The sequence below is a fragment of the Bradyrhizobium sp. PMVTL-01 genome (assembly GCF_051861855.1).
In the GTDB taxonomy this organism is placed as follows: Bacteria; Pseudomonadota; Alphaproteobacteria; order Rhizobiales; family Xanthobacteraceae; genus Bradyrhizobium.
Map to the genome: position 1 here is coordinate 4,720,681 of NZ_CP193982.1, position 15,253 is coordinate 4,735,933.

Annotated in this window: 19 protein-coding genes, 1 tRNA gene and 1 pseudogene; 7 read left to right on the forward strand and 14 right to left on the reverse strand. The window is 62.7% G+C overall.

Features of this window, described 5'->3' with window-relative positions:
* Positions 1 to 5: 5 nt before the first annotated feature.
* Positions 6 to 1,178 (reverse strand): isovaleryl-CoA dehydrogenase, encoded by a 1,173-nt coding sequence (locus ACRQ5Q_RS22880; protein ID WP_439375416.1) that lies wholly within the window; start codon positions 1,176 to 1,178, stop codon positions 6 to 8.
* Between the two features lie 98 nt (positions 1,179 to 1,276).
* Between ACRQ5Q_RS22880 and ACRQ5Q_RS22885 the strand changes: the two genes are divergently transcribed.
* Positions 1,277 to 2,305, forward strand: a complete 1,029-nt coding sequence (locus ACRQ5Q_RS22885; RefSeq protein WP_439375415.1) for an AraC family transcriptional regulator — start codon at positions 1,277 to 1,279, stop codon at positions 2,303 to 2,305.
* A gap of 94 nt (positions 2,306 to 2,399) precedes the next feature.
* On the opposite strand, the gene ACRQ5Q_RS22890 is transcribed toward ACRQ5Q_RS22885, so the two are convergent.
* From ACRQ5Q_RS22890 to ACRQ5Q_RS22905, 4 genes are all read right to left on the reverse strand, one after another.
* Complete coding sequence (locus ACRQ5Q_RS22890) at positions 2,400 to 2,696, reverse strand: DUF3551 domain-containing protein (protein ID WP_439392416.1); 297 nt, start codon at positions 2,694 to 2,696, stop codon at positions 2,400 to 2,402.
* A 196-nt stretch (positions 2,697 to 2,892) separates the two neighbouring features.
* Positions 2,893 to 3,246 (reverse strand): DUF1428 domain-containing protein, encoded by a 354-nt coding sequence (locus ACRQ5Q_RS22895; protein WP_439392417.1) that lies wholly within the window; start codon positions 3,244 to 3,246, stop codon positions 2,893 to 2,895.
* Between the two features lie 62 nt (positions 3,247 to 3,308).
* The gene (locus ACRQ5Q_RS22900; RefSeq protein WP_439392418.1) at positions 3,309 to 3,800 is read right to left on the reverse strand and encodes an Lrp/AsnC family transcriptional regulator; all 492 of its coding nucleotides are present in this window, start codon (positions 3,798 to 3,800) and stop codon (positions 3,309 to 3,311) included.
* Positions 3,801 to 3,970: 170 nt separating this feature from the next.
* Positions 3,971 to 4,276 (reverse strand): ETC complex I subunit, encoded by a 306-nt coding sequence (locus tag ACRQ5Q_RS22905; RefSeq protein WP_439375411.1) that lies wholly within the window; start codon positions 4,274 to 4,276, stop codon positions 3,971 to 3,973.
* 257 nt (positions 4,277 to 4,533) lie between these two features.
* Here ACRQ5Q_RS22905 and ACRQ5Q_RS22910 point away from each other — a divergent pair, with 257 nt between their 5' ends.
* The gene (locus tag ACRQ5Q_RS22910) at positions 4,534 to 5,706 is read left to right on the forward strand and encodes an OpgC domain-containing protein (protein WP_439392419.1); all 1,173 of its coding nucleotides are present in this window, start codon (positions 4,534 to 4,536) and stop codon (positions 5,704 to 5,706) included.
* A gap of 12 nt (positions 5,707 to 5,718) precedes the next feature.
* Here the strand turns inward: ACRQ5Q_RS22910 and ACRQ5Q_RS22915 are convergent, their stop codons facing one another.
* Positions 5,719 to 5,913, reverse strand: coding sequence for a hypothetical protein (locus ACRQ5Q_RS22915; RefSeq protein ID WP_439375409.1), 195 nt, complete (start codon positions 5,911 to 5,913; stop codon positions 5,719 to 5,721).
* A 664-nt stretch (positions 5,914 to 6,577) separates the two neighbouring features.
* Here ACRQ5Q_RS22915 and ACRQ5Q_RS22920 point away from each other — a divergent pair.
* Positions 6,578 to 6,829: a hypothetical protein gene (locus ACRQ5Q_RS22920; protein ID WP_439399856.1), complete on the forward strand. Its 252-nt coding sequence runs from the start codon at positions 6,578 to 6,580 to the stop codon at positions 6,827 to 6,829.
* A gap of 278 nt (positions 6,830 to 7,107) precedes the next feature.
* A complete protein-coding gene (locus tag ACRQ5Q_RS22925) occupies positions 7,108 to 7,269 on the forward strand; it encodes an RNA-binding protein (protein ID WP_439375408.1) in 162 nt (53 codons plus the stop codon).
* Positions 7,270 to 8,535: 1,266 nt separating this feature from the next.
* Here ACRQ5Q_RS22925 and ACRQ5Q_RS22930 read toward each other — a convergent pair.
* The 6 genes from ACRQ5Q_RS22930 to ACRQ5Q_RS22955 all read right to left on the reverse strand — a co-directional run bounded on the left by ACRQ5Q_RS22930 (position 8,536) and on the right by ACRQ5Q_RS22955 (position 13,400).
* Positions 8,536 to 8,766, reverse strand: a complete 231-nt coding sequence (locus tag ACRQ5Q_RS22930) for a hypothetical protein (RefSeq protein ID WP_439375407.1) — start codon at positions 8,764 to 8,766, stop codon at positions 8,536 to 8,538.
* Positions 8,767 to 9,915: 1,149 nt separating this feature from the next.
* Entirely contained in the window at positions 9,916 to 10,122 is a 207-nt protein-coding gene (locus ACRQ5Q_RS22935; protein ID WP_439375406.1) for a hypothetical protein, read from the reverse strand.
* Positions 10,123 to 10,988: 866 nt separating this feature from the next.
* Positions 10,989 to 11,065 (reverse strand) — tRNA-Pro (locus ACRQ5Q_RS22940).
* Between the two features lie 96 nt (positions 11,066 to 11,161).
* A complete protein-coding gene (locus ACRQ5Q_RS22945) occupies positions 11,162 to 11,647 on the reverse strand; it encodes a DUF192 domain-containing protein (protein ID WP_439375404.1) in 486 nt (161 codons plus the stop codon).
* Between the two features lie 130 nt (positions 11,648 to 11,777).
* On the reverse strand, positions 11,778 to 12,440 hold the full coding sequence (locus tag ACRQ5Q_RS22950; RefSeq protein ID WP_439375403.1) for a cold-shock protein: 663 nt from the start codon (positions 12,438 to 12,440) through the stop codon (positions 11,778 to 11,780).
* A gap of 198 nt (positions 12,441 to 12,638) precedes the next feature.
* Positions 12,639 to 13,400: an SIR2 family NAD-dependent protein deacylase gene (locus ACRQ5Q_RS22955; protein ID WP_439375402.1), complete on the reverse strand. Its 762-nt coding sequence runs from the start codon at positions 13,398 to 13,400 to the stop codon at positions 12,639 to 12,641.
* A 379-nt stretch (positions 13,401 to 13,779) separates the two neighbouring features.
* On the opposite strand from ACRQ5Q_RS22955, the gene ACRQ5Q_RS22960 reads away from it, so the two are divergent.
* Positions 13,780 to 13,944 carry a hypothetical protein gene (locus tag ACRQ5Q_RS22960; protein ID WP_164933808.1) on the forward strand — a complete coding sequence of 55 codons (165 nt, stop codon included), beginning with the start codon at positions 13,780 to 13,782 and terminating at the stop codon, positions 13,942 to 13,944.
* Between the two features lie 69 nt (positions 13,945 to 14,013).
* On the opposite strand, the gene ACRQ5Q_RS22965 is transcribed toward ACRQ5Q_RS22960, so the two are convergent.
* Complete coding sequence (locus ACRQ5Q_RS22965) at positions 14,014 to 14,298, reverse strand: hypothetical protein (protein WP_439392420.1); 285 nt, start codon at positions 14,296 to 14,298, stop codon at positions 14,014 to 14,016.
* 227 nt (positions 14,299 to 14,525) lie between these two features.
* Between ACRQ5Q_RS22965 and ACRQ5Q_RS22970 the strand changes: the two genes are divergently transcribed.
* Both ACRQ5Q_RS22970 and ACRQ5Q_RS22975 read left to right on the forward strand, forming a co-directional pair.
* Positions 14,526 to 14,807 carry a hypothetical protein gene (locus ACRQ5Q_RS22970; RefSeq protein ID WP_439375400.1) on the forward strand — a complete coding sequence of 94 codons (282 nt, stop codon included), beginning with the start codon at positions 14,526 to 14,528 and terminating at the stop codon, positions 14,805 to 14,807.
* Positions 14,808 to 14,887: 80 nt separating this feature from the next.
* A complete protein-coding gene (locus ACRQ5Q_RS22975; RefSeq protein WP_439399857.1) occupies positions 14,888 to 15,013 on the forward strand; it encodes a hypothetical protein in 126 nt (41 codons plus the stop codon).
* A gap of 18 nt (positions 15,014 to 15,031) precedes the next feature.
* Here the strand turns inward: ACRQ5Q_RS22975 and ACRQ5Q_RS22980 are convergent.
* Positions 15,032 to 15,233 (reverse strand): annotated as a pseudogene (locus ACRQ5Q_RS22980) (hypothetical protein); the annotation flags it as partial.
* Positions 15,234 to 15,253: the final 20 nt, after the last annotated feature.

Genomic DNA, 15,253 nt, shown 5'->3' on the forward strand with positions numbered 1-15,253 from the left:
GGAGCTTACGCGGTCTCCGCCATCAGCTCGCGGCCGATCAGCATGCGGCGCACCTCGGATGTGCCGGCGCCGATCTCGTAGAGCTTTGCGTCGCGCCAGAGACGCCCCACGGGGAATTCGCTGGTGTAGCCGACGCCGCCCAGCGCCTGGATTGCCTCGCCCGCCATCCAGGTCGCCTTTTCCGCGGAATAGAGGATCGCGGCGGCCGCGTCCTTGCGCAAGCTGCGCGCATGATCGGCGCGGTCGCAGGCGCGGCCGACCGCGTAGACATAGGCGCGCGTCGCCTGCCAGGTCGCGTACATGTCGGCGAGCTTGCCCTGCATCAGCTGGAAATCGCCGATCGGCTGGCCGAACTGCTTGCGCTCGTGCATGTAGGGCACCACAGCGTCCATGCAGGCCGCCATGATCCCGAGTGGGCCGCCCGACAGCACCGCGCGCTCATAGTCGAGGCCGGACATCAACACCTTCACGCCCTCGCCCACCTTGCCCATCACGTTCTCCTCGGGCACCTCGCACTCGTCGAAGAACAAGGGATAGGTGTTGGAGCCGCGCATGCCGAGCTTGTCGAGATGCTGGCCGTGGGTGAAGCCCTTGAAGCCTTTCTCGATCAGGAAGGCGGTCATGCCGCGCGGGCCGGCCTCCGGATCGGTCTTGGCGTAGACCACCAGCACGTCGGCATCGCCGCCATTGGTGATCCACATCTTGGAGCCGTTGAGCACGTAGCGGTCGCCCCGCTTGTCGGCGCGCAGCTTCATCGAGACCACGTCGGAGCCGGCGCCGGGCTCGGACATCGCGAGCGCGCCGACGTGCTCGCCGGAGATCAGCTTGGGCAGGTAGCGCTGGCGCTGGGCGTCGTTGCCGTTGCGGCGGATCTGGTTAACGCAGAGATTGGAATGCGCGCCGTAGGACAGTCCCACGGCGGCGGACCCGCGCGAAATCTCCTCCATGGCGACGATATGGGCGAGATAGCCCATGTTGGAGCCGCCATATTGCTCCGGCGCGGTCATGCCGAGCAGGCCGAGGTCGCCGAGGCGTTTCCACAGGTCTGCCGGGAACAGATTGGCCTTTTCGATCTCGGCGGCGCGCGGGGTGATCTCCGCCTCCACGAAGGCGCGGAGAGTGTCGCGCAGCATGCCGATGTCTTCGCCCAGATCGAAATCGATGCTCGGGATGTTCAAGGCGATTCCTCCGTGATTTGGTTCCAAACCTAGCGAGGTTCGGGTCCTTCTCCGGTCGAAAAGGTTGCATTTTCCGCCAAACTTGGCGAGGATTTTCCATGACTTTTCAAGCCGCAACCGCGAACTCGCGCCGCGCCGTCACCCCTGCCGCCTTCGTCCGCGGCGTGGTCGCAGCCTACGAGCGCTATGGCCGCGATCCCGCGGAGGCGTTGAGCCGGGGTCAGGTTGCGCCGGACCTGGTCAATTCTCCGGATGGGCGGGTCACTGCCGCCCAGTTCGAGGCCCTGGCCGGCCACGCCATGCGCGAGCTCGATGACGAGGCGCTCGGCTGGTTCTCGCGCCGGCTGCCGTGGGGCTCCTACGGCATGCTGTGCCGCGCCTCGATCACTGCGCCGACGCTGGAGGTCGCGCTGAAGCGCTGGTGCCGGCATCACCGCCTGCTCACCGAGGACGTGCTGCTCGATCTCGAAATCGGCGAGGAGACTGCAAGCGTATCGATCCAGGAGCAGCGCGACCTCGGGGCTTTGCGCGAATTCTGCCTGGTCACCTTGTTCCGCTACGTGCTCGGCTTCTCCTGCTGGGCGGTGGATTCCAGGATCGCGCTCCGCGCCGCCGAATTCCCCCACCCCGAGCCGGCCCACGTCTCGGTCTATCCGACCATCTTTTGCAGAAACCTCCGCTTCGACGCGGCAAGTGCCCGCATCGTCTTCGACAAGCATTATCTTTCGCTGCCGCTGACCCGCAGCGCCGCCGATCTCGACAACATGCTCAAGGGCGCGCTGCGGCTCACCGTGCTGCCCTACCGGCGCGACCGGCTGCTGGTCGAGCGCGTCCGCCGCGTGCTGCGGAATGCGCGCGGACGGGTCCTCGGCGCCGAGGACGTCGCGAGCGAGCTCGCGCTCTCCACCCGAACCATGCATCGGCGCCTGCGCGAGGAGTCCACCTCGCTGCGCGATCTCAAGGAAGAAGCAAAGTTCGAACTGGCAAAACAGGAGCTGATGCGCGGCCGGGTGCCGATCAAGCGGATCGCGGAGATCGCCGGCTTCGGCAACGAGAAGAGTTTTTCGCGGGCCTTTCGGACCTGGACCGGTACGTCCCCACGTGAGTTTCGCGGGCGGTACCGGTAACGCGCCCGCGAGCGACGTCGCGCGCCCCGTCATAAACTTACGGCCCCCAGGATGAATCCCGGAGGCCGCAACGTTTCGAAACTGGTCCGATGCGTCAGTTCGAGTTGGTCTGCGCACCCGAACGAAGCTTGGGCTGCTTGGCCTGTTTCGGCTGGAAAGCGAGCGCGTCGTTGGCGGTCTTGGCGCCGCCGCTCTGCGAGCACGTGCCGCCGATACCACCTGCCGCCTGCCGGCAGGCTTCCATGGTCGGGAAACCGCAGCCATGAGCGGCCTGGGCGCCGTTGGTGATGCAGTAGTCCTCTGCCTGCGCAGCCGGCGCGGTCAGAACCAGAAACGCAGACGCAAACAGCGTCGCAGTGGAAGCCGCGAACGTCTTCGAGATCGATGTCATATTGTCTTTTCCTGCTTCAGGGTCCCACAAAAGAATCCTCGGCATGCGAGGCAGGCTGAGGGTCACACCTTGCATCTAGGCGGCGCACGAGAACCGACAATCACGTCTCAGCGCATTGCAGGACTTCGCAAATCACATGTCACAGTTAGGTGAGTTAGTCAGTATATATTTCCACTACGACCTCACCTCTGCCCCCTCAGCGCCCCATGACGTGCAGCGGCTTGAAGCAGCCCAGGATCAACCGTTTCGGGTCGAACGGGATTTCGCCCGCAGCCTCGAAGCGCTTGTCGCCGGCCATCCTGGTTTCGGCGGCCTCGAGCGTCGCCTTGTCGGGCCAGACCTGCCAGGTGAAGACGATCTTCTCGCCCTGCTTCGCATGCACGGCGCGGCGAAAGTCGGTTTGCGTGCCGCTGGGGACGTTGTCCTCCCAGGACTCGACGATCTCCAGACAGCCGTATTCCCTGAACAGGGCCGAGCCATTCTCGGCCCATCGGCGATAGGCCTCCATCTTGTCCTCCCGCACCGGAATGACGAAGCCCGCGACGTACATGATTCAGCTCCTTCGCAATCCCCGTGAGCCTCACGGCGGGGACACAATCGCCTATCCTGCCCCTATCCTGCCGGCGCCACCGCAACCTCCTGCAGCGGCAGCGGCACGTCCTTTGCGACGCCCAGCACCGGAAAGCTGCGGACGTTCTTGACGTCGGGCATCGCAGCGAAATGCAGCAGCTGCTGGCGCATGCTCTCGACGCTCGGCGCGACGCATTTCAGCAGATAGTCGGTGTCGCCCGAGATCCGCCAGCACTGCTGGATGCGCGGGATCACGGCGATCGAGCTCTCGAAGGCCTCCAGCACCGGCTGAGCCTGGCTGCCGAGCTGGATCGAGACGAACGACACCACCTCATAGCCGAGCAGCCGCTCGTCGATCACGGCGCGCACCGCCCGGATCACCCCGCGGCTGAACAGCGATTTCAGCCGGCGCAGGCAGTTGGGCGCGGAGACGCCGACGCGCAGCGCCAGCTCGTTGTTGCGAACCCGCCCGTCCTCCTGCAGCTCGGCAAGTATCTTCAGATCGATGCCGTCGAGCTGGTCACGCCCCGCCATCCCCCACCTCGCCATGGTCGTGTCATGCGCGGCAGCGAAGCATGGGGCGGGATTGGTGCCAAGGGGCTGGAGGACGGCCCGCCCCCGTCCTCATGACCTCAACCCTGCCGCCAAAACGCAAATGCCCGGGACAAGCCCGGGCATGAAGTGCCGATAGAGTGTGCCGAGCCTCAATGTGTCCAGGGCTCACCGCGCCGGAACGAGAAATTGTCGGCATAGGCGACCGGCCGGCGGATCGATTCCTGGGGCTCGATGACCTGGTAGGCGATACCCTTGCGCTCGCAATAGGCGATCGCCTCTTCCTTGCTGTGGAAGCGCAGGGTGATCTGCTGCTTCATGTCGCCCGACGAGGTCCAGCCCATCAGCGGCTCGACCGCGCGCGGCTGCTCTGGCTCGTAGTCGAGCTGCCATTCCTTCGTCTTGGACCGGCCGGATTGCATCGCGTTCTTAGCGGGCTTGAAAATGCGTGCGGTCATGGGTGGTCCGGGCCTCGTTTTTCGTCTTTTCGTTCGATTTCGATGCGTCAGGGTGGCAGTTGGTGGAAACCCCGGGGATAGTATAGAGACACCGACTGGGAACTGATCGGTGATTCCGGCCCCGGTAACCTCTGCGACGGTATAGTCATTATGCTGCACCGTGACAATTGCGTACCCGCCTTCCGCGCCGGGATCCCGCCCGGCGGCACTGCCTCGCCGACCTCAGCCTGTCTGCCCCCTTCGAGAGCTCCCGTCGCATGGCCTTCCTGAACATCAACGCTACGCTGCCCGAAAAGGGCCGCGACCTCAGGCTCGACCTGTTTCGCGGTGTCGCCAACTGGGCGATCTTCCTCGATCATATCCCCGACAACGTGGTGAACTGGATCACCACGCGCAATTACGGCTTTTCCGACGCCGCCGACTTGTTCGTCTTCATCTCCGGCTACACCGCCTCCTTCGTCTATGCGCGGATGATGCTGGACCGCGGCTTCATCGTCGGCGCCACCCGGCTCACCAAGCGGGTCTGGCAGCTCTACGTCGCCCACATCATCCTGTTCGTGATCTACATCGCCTCGATCAGCTATCTCGCGTTGCGCTTCGGCGATTCCGAGATGATCAACGAGTTCAACGTCGCCGGCCTCGTGGACAACGCCACCGAGACCTTGCGCCAGGGCCTGTTCCTCCGCTTCAAGCCGCTCAATCTCGACGTGCTGCCGCTCTACATCGTGCTGATGGGCCTGTTTCCGCCGGTGCTGTGGTTCATGCTGCGCAAACCCGATCTGACGATGGCCTTGTCGATCGTGCTGTGGCTCGCCGCGCGCCATTTCGGCTGGAATCTGACGGCCTATCCGGCCGGCCAGTGGTACTTCAACCCGTATTGCTGGCAGGTGCTGTTCGTGTTCGGCGCCTGGTGCTCGATGGGTGGCGCGCGGCGCTCGATGACGCTGGTCAATTCGCCTGTTACGCTGTGGCTCTGCCTCGGCTATCTCCTGTTCGCGCTGGTGATGACCATGGCCGGCCGCTTCCCCAGCTTTGGCGGCATGTTCCCGGAATGGCTATTCTCGGCCTTCAACCCCAACGACAAGACCAACCTCGCGCCCTACCGCTTCCTGCATTTCGTCGTGATCGTGATCCTGGTGATCCGCTTCGTGCCTAAAGACTGGCCGGGGCTGGAATGGAAGGTGTTTGACCCGCTGATCGTGTGCGGGCAGCAGTCGCTCGCGGTGTTCTGCGTCGGCGTGTTCCTGTCCTTCGTCGGTCATTTCGAGCTGTCGATGAGCTCCGGCTCGCTGTTCGCGCAGCTGTTCGTCAGCATCGCCGGCATCGCGATCATGACGACCGTGGCCTATTACATCTCGTGGTCGAAGAAGCAGGACAAGCCGCTGAAGCCGCCGCCGGCCCAGCCGGCAGCGGAGGCGAAGGTCGCCTGAGAGAGGCGGTAGCTACGCCGCCTCTTCGGCGTCGAATTCGGTGAACTTCTTGTAGATCCAGTTGCGGCCGTCGTGCCGGCGCCAAACCTTGCCGTAGACGAGCTGCCCGTTGATCGAGCGGCGCGGCACGATCACGGTCCAGAGGTGCCAGATTTCGGTCCAGCTCGACTGCGTGTTGACGGTTTTGACGTTGCGATTGAAAGACATGACGCAGAACTCAAAGGATACGCGCGCGCGACGAACAGTGATCTTGTGTGAGCACGGGTTTCAGACAGCCCATCGCGAGCCGGGACCGATCTGATAACGCCACTTGAGGCGGCCGCAACAACCGCTCGCCCTTAACCTAACCGATCAACCTTACCTGCAGCGGAGGGGTTGGCCGGACCGGTTGAAAGCCGGCGCCGGTTTTTCTAGAATGCATGGACGATTTGAGATGAGCGCGTCGTTTTGGACGCGTGGCGGTTTTGAACCCATTGCATTTTGAAAAATGACTTACTGGCTGGGGCGGTCGCAATGAACTTGCAGTGTGTATGTCTGCGCCTGGCGGTGTCATCGATGCCGCCTGCCCCACTGCTCCGGACGTCGGTTCAGGAGCCGCCCAAGCCCGCCAACGACAATCAGATCGTCTGGCCGTTCGTGCCGTTTCCGCCCGGCTGGCACGCCTCGAGCTGATTGCGTTCAAAAGCGCAACGCCGCGCAAGCGGAATATCATCGCTTCGCGGCGTCCGTTTAGGCATTGGGCGCTGAAATCCCCAACACCGATATGTCTGGGTGACGAGCCAAGGGTTCGATGAATCCTCGGTAATTCTGCGCCGTGGCCCTCGCTCGCGGATGTCTCACCTCCGTCGTGCCGTCGGAATAGGTGATCGTGATGGTGGTGACGCCATCGAGGGTGATCGAGACCTCGCTGACGATGGTCTTGGCCGAGCCGCCACTGTCTCCCGACCCCAAGCTTCCGCCCGCCGATTGCGATGACGATGTCGCCGATGTCGAAGATACCGCGGAGGACGACCCTATAGCGGTCGACGCAGTCGTCGTCACCGCCGCGCTGGCTGATGCAATCGCACTGATCGAGATTGAAACCTCGTCCCAGAGAGCCTCGAGCGCAACGCCGGTTGCGTAGCCGCCCGTCTGCTTCGACGCGGCGGACGACGCTGGCGCCAGAGGCGCGAAAAATTGGCGCAGCGAATTTCCTGTCCCAACCGCAGCAACCAAACGCCGCCCTGTGCGTTGCAGCTTCTTCCCACCTGTCCGGGGGATCTGCGCGCGCTGCGATCAGCGCGTGCCCTCATGGATGGACAGCCATCTCGCCTCACGTCCGTGTGAGCTGGAGCGCGGCCGGCGAATTTCTTTGACCGAGCAGAGACCAATGAAGAGAAGGCCGCAAGGCAGGGGGGCGCAGTGAGCCAGATCGATACGACCGAGAAACTCTCCGAGCCACCGAAGAGCGGAAGCTCATTGTTCGCGCTCTGTGGCCTCGGCATCGCCGGGATCGTCATGCTGGGCTGGATCTGCGCCCTCGCGTGGATCGCCTGGCGGCTTGTCGATTGGCTGCTGTTCTGAAGGCGCGCTAAAGCATGAACGGGGAAAAGTGCGAAGCGGTTTTCCGAAAAGATCATGCGCAAACAAAAACCTAAAGCGCTATGACGATTCATCCCGGTCTCATCGCGCTTTAACGGGCCATAAGGCCCTCAACGTTGTCGACAACCGGGACTGGTCGGGGCAGCTGGATTCGAACCAACGGCCTCCGGCTGCCCGGTCTGAAACCGGGCATGGCTTTGATCGGCGAAACCCAGAGCAACCACCATGACCATCGACCGACCCATGTTTCCGCCGCGAGCGGAGCCCGTGGATTCGTTTTCCGCCCAAACCGCCACCGGAGACAGCCTGAAACGGGAAAACGCATCAGCGAGTCTCGCAAGCCCGTTGCGGGCATAACCAATGTCGTCGAACTGTCTGCACGTCGCGCGGCGCGCGCCCTGCCTTCCGAGAACGTCAGGCCTGTCGAATTCCCGGTAACAGGCCGCCAACTCGCCGGGCGCAGGCGCTATCCACTCAGCATCCCTGCACCCACGTTTCCATGGCCGTGACAGTCGCGGGCAAACTCCAGAGGGGCGAAGCGCTCCGGGTCGATCCCTACCTCGATGAGGGTGCCATACTCTGGAAAGGCGTAGAGGCCGCTCGCCTCCTCGCGGAGTTCTTCGAGCCCGCCGTGCAACAGGGCGGAGGGCAGCAGCAATGAAGCGCCGGAGCCGATCGCACAGGACCCGCAACCGCCAGCGGCTGGCATCACATGCCCGCCGGCTGAGGCGGTAACAAATAGGCCCGCTAGTTCAGGCTGGCGGCCTGGTAACCCGGTGGATCAAAAATGAATGCACCGAATGTTCTATTCGCGCCGGCAGTCACAACTCGCGCGCGCATGCGGCATAACTGCACTTAGGTTGATTTTCTTTGCGAAACCTCTGAACAGGGTATCTAATAATGGTTGAACTCTGAAGGTTTAGCATTTGGGGTTTATAGTCATGCGCCACTTTTCGAGGCGACGACACCCCGAGAAGCCCAAGCTACTGCCCTTCAAGTGGGTCGTCCTGTACGGAGGTATGTCCGTTGAGTGTAGCGACGAGGCCGGCGCGAAGAAATTGGCGGCCAAGCTCCGCCGGAAAGGTTACCGGCTGGCGGCTCGAACAGCGGATGGCGTATCGCCCTCCTGGCGAATCGATCCCGAGGATCTGGACGAGTGGCTGAGCCGGGAAACCAAAGCCAGTTGATGGAGGCGGGCTGGCGCTCCAGCAGGGCACGACGCTCTATTGGGTCCGCGGTGCCGCCGGCTCACGCTGGCGGGTCCTCTTTCACTTCCGACTTAGTCGCTGTTTTTCCTCTAGAGTCGAGGAGTTTCGGCAGTGCGGGCATTTGCGCTTTGGGCGTTTGAATTGGTTCGTCCTGTGCCGTATCTGCCTCGTCCGCTCTCTTTCGACTGACGAGCACACCAGTAATGCCGATGACTACCAGAAAGGAGCCAGAGATCATCAGCCAATAGGGCCATTCCAACGAAAGCTTCATGGGCTAACGGTAGTGTAGGTTGTTCTCAGCCGATCCGACGCTCGGGCACTTCCGGTCGACCGACGGTTTATTCCAACCGCTAATCCTTCGTGAATTGCCCACCTGACGCTGTAGAAATACTGGTCCAGCTATGGCGGGTTCATTGATTGCGGGCTGCATCGGCGCCTTGGCTGCAGGGGGCCACTTTCGCGGTGATCAGCTACTACGATACTCGGGCTGAGCGTAAGCGGCCGCTAGATGGCACTACATCGCCGTGCTGGGCACGAGAGCGCACAACATGAGCGCTGCGCAGGTGCTCTACCAATCGAATGAAGGCCTCGCCGGCCCCCAGCTCCATTTACCGGGCAAGTAACGACCAACAGGAGCATCCGCAGACTTAGCCGCTTCCAAGGGGTTCGAGTCCGACGGATGAGGATAAGCCTCACGGGAATGATCCAGATCGACCTTGGTGCGGTCTTCGTCCCAATTGGGACTCTGAGCGAGATCGGTTGTCATGCTGGGCCTCCGCTGACCGCGACTAGCTTAGCAACGCCGGCCGGCAGATGCTGTAACCGAACTGCTACATTCCGAGACCAATCGTACGCAAGGAGCCCGCCGGCTCACGGTGGCGGATGCGATATTTCCTGGCCGCCTTTCGCCTTGGTGGGTATCCGGCGTACGCTGCTTTCCGAGGTCTCAAATAGAGGCAGGAAATAATGTCGGCGACAGAAGTCCTAAAGAGCGCGTTCCCGCTAGCCCTTTATATTGCGGCGACAACGACGACGCTCGCAACCGCCCAAGAAGCAACATTTTCAGAAGGCGAGCGACTTGGCCTTGCGGCGTGTTTGTCCAAATGCCCCAATAACGACAAGGCATGCAGCAATCGATGTATCTCGAGTTCTCAAACCAAGGGGCGTGTGTGGGGCGACGATGTGCGCGCTTGCATCAGGGGTTGCCGGGTAGGCACCCAAATGAAAGATCAGATATTGGGTTGTATAACGGGCTGCCGTCTTGATCGGATCGTCCGGTAGAAGCGCGGTCTAGCGCCGGCACAAGCCGCGAGGGATTGCGGTCCCGGGAGCGCGGGCGGTTCGAGTTCTCCGGGCCGCCCCAACCGGGGCAGCCGCCAGCTAGGAGCAAGCCCCCGCGCTTGGGGCGGTTTCCGGTCACTCAGCTGATGGTGCAGCTGTGGCTGGTGCCTGAGCCGCTCTTGATCGTCGTGCAGGTAACTGTTCCGTCCGGGGTTTCCGTCGACGTCACCCCAATCTTCATCCCAAAGAAGCTGAAATGCAGGCTCGCCGACTTGTCGGTGCCGCCGGTCACTACGTCCAGATCGTCAAGGCTGAGATGTCGGATGTCGTTGCTGGTGCGGGTCATCGGTTTTCTCCTGATGGGGATGAGACAACTGCCATCCCGGTTTGATTGGCAGAAACCTATTCTTCGCGCTTCCGATGTTCTGTGACCAACAGCACAGGGGTTGGTCATCGTTATCGAATGTGAGGCAGCCTGAACCGCGAGTTCTCTACGCCGGATGTCTCGCGGCATTGAGAAACCCGCCAGCGCCGACCGAAGATGGCCTGTGCGGCTGCTATCATTTTGCTACCGAACTAACGGTGACGACTGGGGTGGAACAGTGGCATCGGTCCGCCGGCCGGCCCGCTTGGGAAATCTACTGGCGGGAGTCCTGCCGGCGTTGCAGGGCTTCGATGGCGTTCCGATAATATTCGGCCACCTTGAGAAGACCGTCGCGCTCCAGATCGAGGGAGGCGACGGCCGCGTGCTCCCTGCACACACGTTCAAGCCTGCGGAATTCCCTTAATTCCCGGTTCAACGACAGATCCTCAGCCCCGCGGCAACGACGTCTCTTCAAACTAGCCAATTGCCGAATTTCCCGCACCGAGAATATCAACCGCTGCGCGAACCGTCGGTCCAGTTCCCGACATTGGAACCCAGGCGTGACGTCCCCCTTGCAATTCAACCATAGCGGGAGTCTGATGCGCCGCATGGGGCAGCATCAGCATGACATCGACGACTACGTGCGCATGGAGCGCATCTGCCGGGACTTGGCCGAGGAAGCGCCCTGCCCCTGGAGCGCGGCGCACTGCTCGACATGGCAGAGAACTATCGCACCGTTGTCCTCGAACGCGCAGCCCAGCTATGGAGCCGATCTTCCCATGGCATTCCCAACCGAAAATTCTGGGAAGATCGAGCCCGCAAATTTTGCTGTAAATGCTTGAGAAAGCTGGTCGGGGCAGCTGGATTCGAACCAACGACCTGCAGTACCCAAAACTGCCGCGCTACCAGGCTGCGCTATACCCCGAATATCCGGCGATTCCTGTCGATACACGCTTCCAAAGGCGCCAGCAAGCTTACAAACCGCCGCCCGGCGAGGCTGGCACACCCCCGCCGGGCGCCCCTATTTGCTGCCGAATAGCGGGTGGCCGACACGGTCGCCGGGGCGGATGCCGTATTTCTGGGCCGTTCCCGCCACCACCTCCAGGACCGCCCGGGCGGGGCCCCTGGAGGAAATGATCTTGGTCGACAGCGGCTCGGTATTTTCCGCAATCCGCAGGATACGGCCGTCGGCGCGGATGAAGATCATGTCGAGCGAGACATAGGTGTTCTTCATCCACATCGAGACTTCCTGCTCGGGATTGAAGTCGAACAGCATGCCTTTGCCGTCGGCCAGCTCCTTGCGGTACATCAGCCCGGTCTGCTTCTCCTCCTCGGTCGTCGCCATCTCCACCGAGAACACCTGCACGCCGTTCTTGGTGACGATCTCGAGCGGCTGGAAGGTCGCGGCGCCGGTGGGCGCACTCGCGACGGCAAAGCCGGCGATGAGGAGGATGGCGGCAAGCCAGCTCCTGGCGAGGCACTGGAACGGCCGTCGATTCAAAGTCATGGCAGAACGCATGGGGAGTGGCACTCTGGGCGTGGGAACGGACCAACTCCTACGCGGCGACCGCCGGAAAAGCCAGAGGCGCGCTGGTCGGCCGGCGCGCCTCTGCTCACGATTGCGGGAATTGGTAGCTTCAGTGCGACTGCAAGCCCGGCGATCCGGTCTCGGGGTGGATCTCGGCCGCCATCATGCCCTTGGAGCCGGGCCCGAAGCGGACCAGCACATATTGGCCGGGGCGCAATTCGGTCATGCCGAAGCGGCGCAGTGTCTCCATGTGCACGAAGATGTCGGGCGTGCCCTCGCCGCAGGTCAGGAAGCCGAAGCCGCGCAGCCGGTTGAACCATTTGACCTGGGCTCGCTCCAGCCCGCTGGTCGGCGTGACCGTGACATGGGTGCGCGGCGGCAGCATCTGCGCCGGATGGATCGCGGTCGACTCGTCCATCGAGACGACCCGGAATGCCTGGTAGCCCTTGGCGCGCTGGACGCACTCCACGACGATCCGTGCGCCCTCATAGGCGGTCTGGAAGCCGTCGCGCCTAAGCACGGTAACGTGCAGGAGGACGTCGGGCCAGCCATTGTCGGGAACGATGAAGCCGTAGCCCTTGGATGCGTCGAACCATTTGATGACGCCCGTCACCTCGACGAGGTTGGCGCTGGCCTCGCCCAGTCCGGTGAAGGGACTGAGTGCGCCGTCACGGCCGGCGGTGCCGTGCTCGCCCGGCGTCAACCGCCCCGGTGAACTGCCCTGCCCTGGAACTCCAAGCTTTTTGGACTCAAATCCGTCCGACGACCCCATAACCCCGGACCCCACACTGCCATGCAACCCGCCACATTGGCGGCGCCCGAATCACGCGTCTTAAGAGAATGTTCTCACTTCGACGCGACGCGAATCTTCCGACTCAAAAGATAACACTCCGGGTTGCGGCGCATAGACAAAAAAGAGATTCGCCTGAACCTATGAACAGCTTGCACAGCCGCGAATCAAACTAACGCCTCAATTACCGACAAAGGGCCCGAGGGTTTCGCCGATGTCGTGGCGGATGACGAGGTCGGCGATGTCGTCCTGCTCGGTCGGTTCGCGATTGATGATCACCAAACGTGCACCGGAGTTCTTCGCCATCATCGGAAAGCCGGCCGCCGGCCAGACGACGAGCGAGGAACCGATCGCGATGAAGAGGTCGCAATGCTGCGACAGCTCGGTTGCGCGCTGCATTTCATCCTCGGGCATCATCTGGCCGAACGATATCGTGGCCGTCTTCACCGGCTCGTCACACACGGTACAGTTGGGTGCGGCGTCCTCCTCGTCGAATCGTCGCTTCACCCAGTCGAGCCGATAGGACTGCCCACATCCGATGCAGCGCGCATAAGTGGTATTTCCATGAAGTTCAATCACGTGCTCGCTGGCGAAGCCCGAAGCCTGGTGCAGATTGTCGATGTTCTGGGTGATGACCGCGGGAACCTTGCCGGCGCGGTAGAGCGATGCCAGCGCGCGATGGCCGCGACCGGGCTTGGCCGCCGCAAACACCTGCTCCATCGCGAAGCGGCGGCGCCAGGATTCGTCGCGTGCTGACTGGCTGGCGACAAACTCGCCGAACTCGATCGGACGGTAGCGCGTCCATATTCCGCCCGGAGAGCGGAAGTCGGGGATACCGCACTCGGTCGAGATGCCGGCGCCCGTGAACGGCACGATGGTCCTGGCCTCGGCGATCATGTCGCCGAGCCGTTCGACGCCGCTGCGAAGATCTGACGCAATCATGGGCCAGCCCTTCTGACTTTCGTCCACGGCTCTATAGCATGGTGCGCGCCGGACGTTGCCATCGTCCGATCAGGTGCGCCCCTGCCTGCTGCAGAGTCTGCCGTTCGCAAACTGCGCGCGCTCAAAGCAACAAGGGTGTTGACGCTCTCGACAACAGCGAACAAGCGCACGGGCGACGTGCGGCGAGAAACGCGCCGCCAATTTTTCCTGGCCTTCGCTTATCACAATCCTGCAATGCCTCCTCCCCATTGACGCCCCAATCGGAAGCGCCAATGCATGTGTTGATTGCGACTCAACGCGCAATGCGGCGGCAGCGCTTGAGTCCACGTGTAGACACACTCCGATGGACAGGGTCCAAGTGCGAACAGAGGGGATGGACATGACCGAAGACGAACAACGCAAGATCCGCGAACGCGAAGAGATCGCCGCCCGTGTCGCCGCCTTCCGTGCAACCCAGGAGAAGTTCAAGCGCGAACGCGAAGAGTATTTCGTGTCGACGCTCGAGAATGCCCGCAAGGTGGAACGGCCCTCGCTCTGGCCGTAAGCCACGTCTGATCGATACGCATGAAAAAAGCCCGGAGCATCGCTCCGGGCTTTTCGCCTTATTGAACCGTTACCAGTGGCGATAGTAGTGGTGCCGGTAGTACGGTCCGCCGTAATAGGCGTACGGGCCCGCTCCATAATAGTAGCCCGGCCCGTCATAGTAGCCGTAGCCCGGGCCGTAATAGCCGTACGGATGCGATGCGGCGACCGCGCCCGCGGTGATCGCGCCGGCGGCAAGGCCGAATGCGAGGCCCGGACCGATGCCGCGTCCACGCGCCTCGGCCGGTGCAGGCGCCGCGACCGCGGTCACGCCGACGGCTGCGACGGTGGCGAGAACTGCCAGTGTCTTCTTCATGATTTTCCTCCTTCGCATCAACCGACACAACGCAGGCCGCTTGCGATGGTTGCGGGCAGGGCGGAACCCAGGGCTCTCAAAAAATGGCGCTGAAGGCGGAACGAAGTCGCATCGGCGGCATTGAGTCTGCAAGTGCAGAGCCTCCGCCATCCGGTAGAGGCAAAAGCACGGAAGCCCCGTCAGTATCCTCCGCGATGCTGGCGGGGTTTTCAGTTCCACGGGAGCAAATGGCAGCCGACCATAACAACTGCCAGCGGGGCGATACCAAGGAGGAAGGATTGCCCATATCCGCTTTGCTGGCCCGTATTCGCAGGCTCGTTCCGAAATCGGATGATCAGCACTACGATGAGATCGTGCGCAATTTCGGCGTCGGCACGCTGCGTGCGCCGCCGACGCCGATGAGTGACCGCGAGCTCGCGCAGGCCATCGCCGAGTTCCTCAAGGAGCAGCCCTCATCCGAATCCGTCGCGGCCCTCGGCCGGCGGCTCGACCCCTCCTCGCGACTCTAGTCTAGCCGGATTTCCGTCGCCCGCGCGGAACAAGCGCTCTTTGCGCACGTTGAGGTTGTCTTCATGAAAGCGAGGCCGACATGCCCGCCTGGCTCGAAATTCTGCTCAACCTGTCCGGCTTCGCCGGCTTCGTGGCGCTTGCGACCCGGGGCGCTTCGTGCGGCGATGCGTCTGCGGCGGACCCGATCCACACCGACGAGCGCTAGTTGGCCGGGCGCTAATGGGCGGCCCGCCGTGCGCACCAGCCTGTCGGCCTTGACGGCGAGGCGGATGTCCTCGGCTTGCGGCCGCAGCGAGAAGCTGATCACCACGAAAGCGAGGCAGAACAGCGAGCCGACGATAACGCCCGTCGGTAAGTGTGCCGGTCGCCTTGATATAAGTGTGCCGGTCGCCTTGATGAAAGGATGGTTCTGACAAAGGCGTCATGACGTCGATCTTGAAAAGTT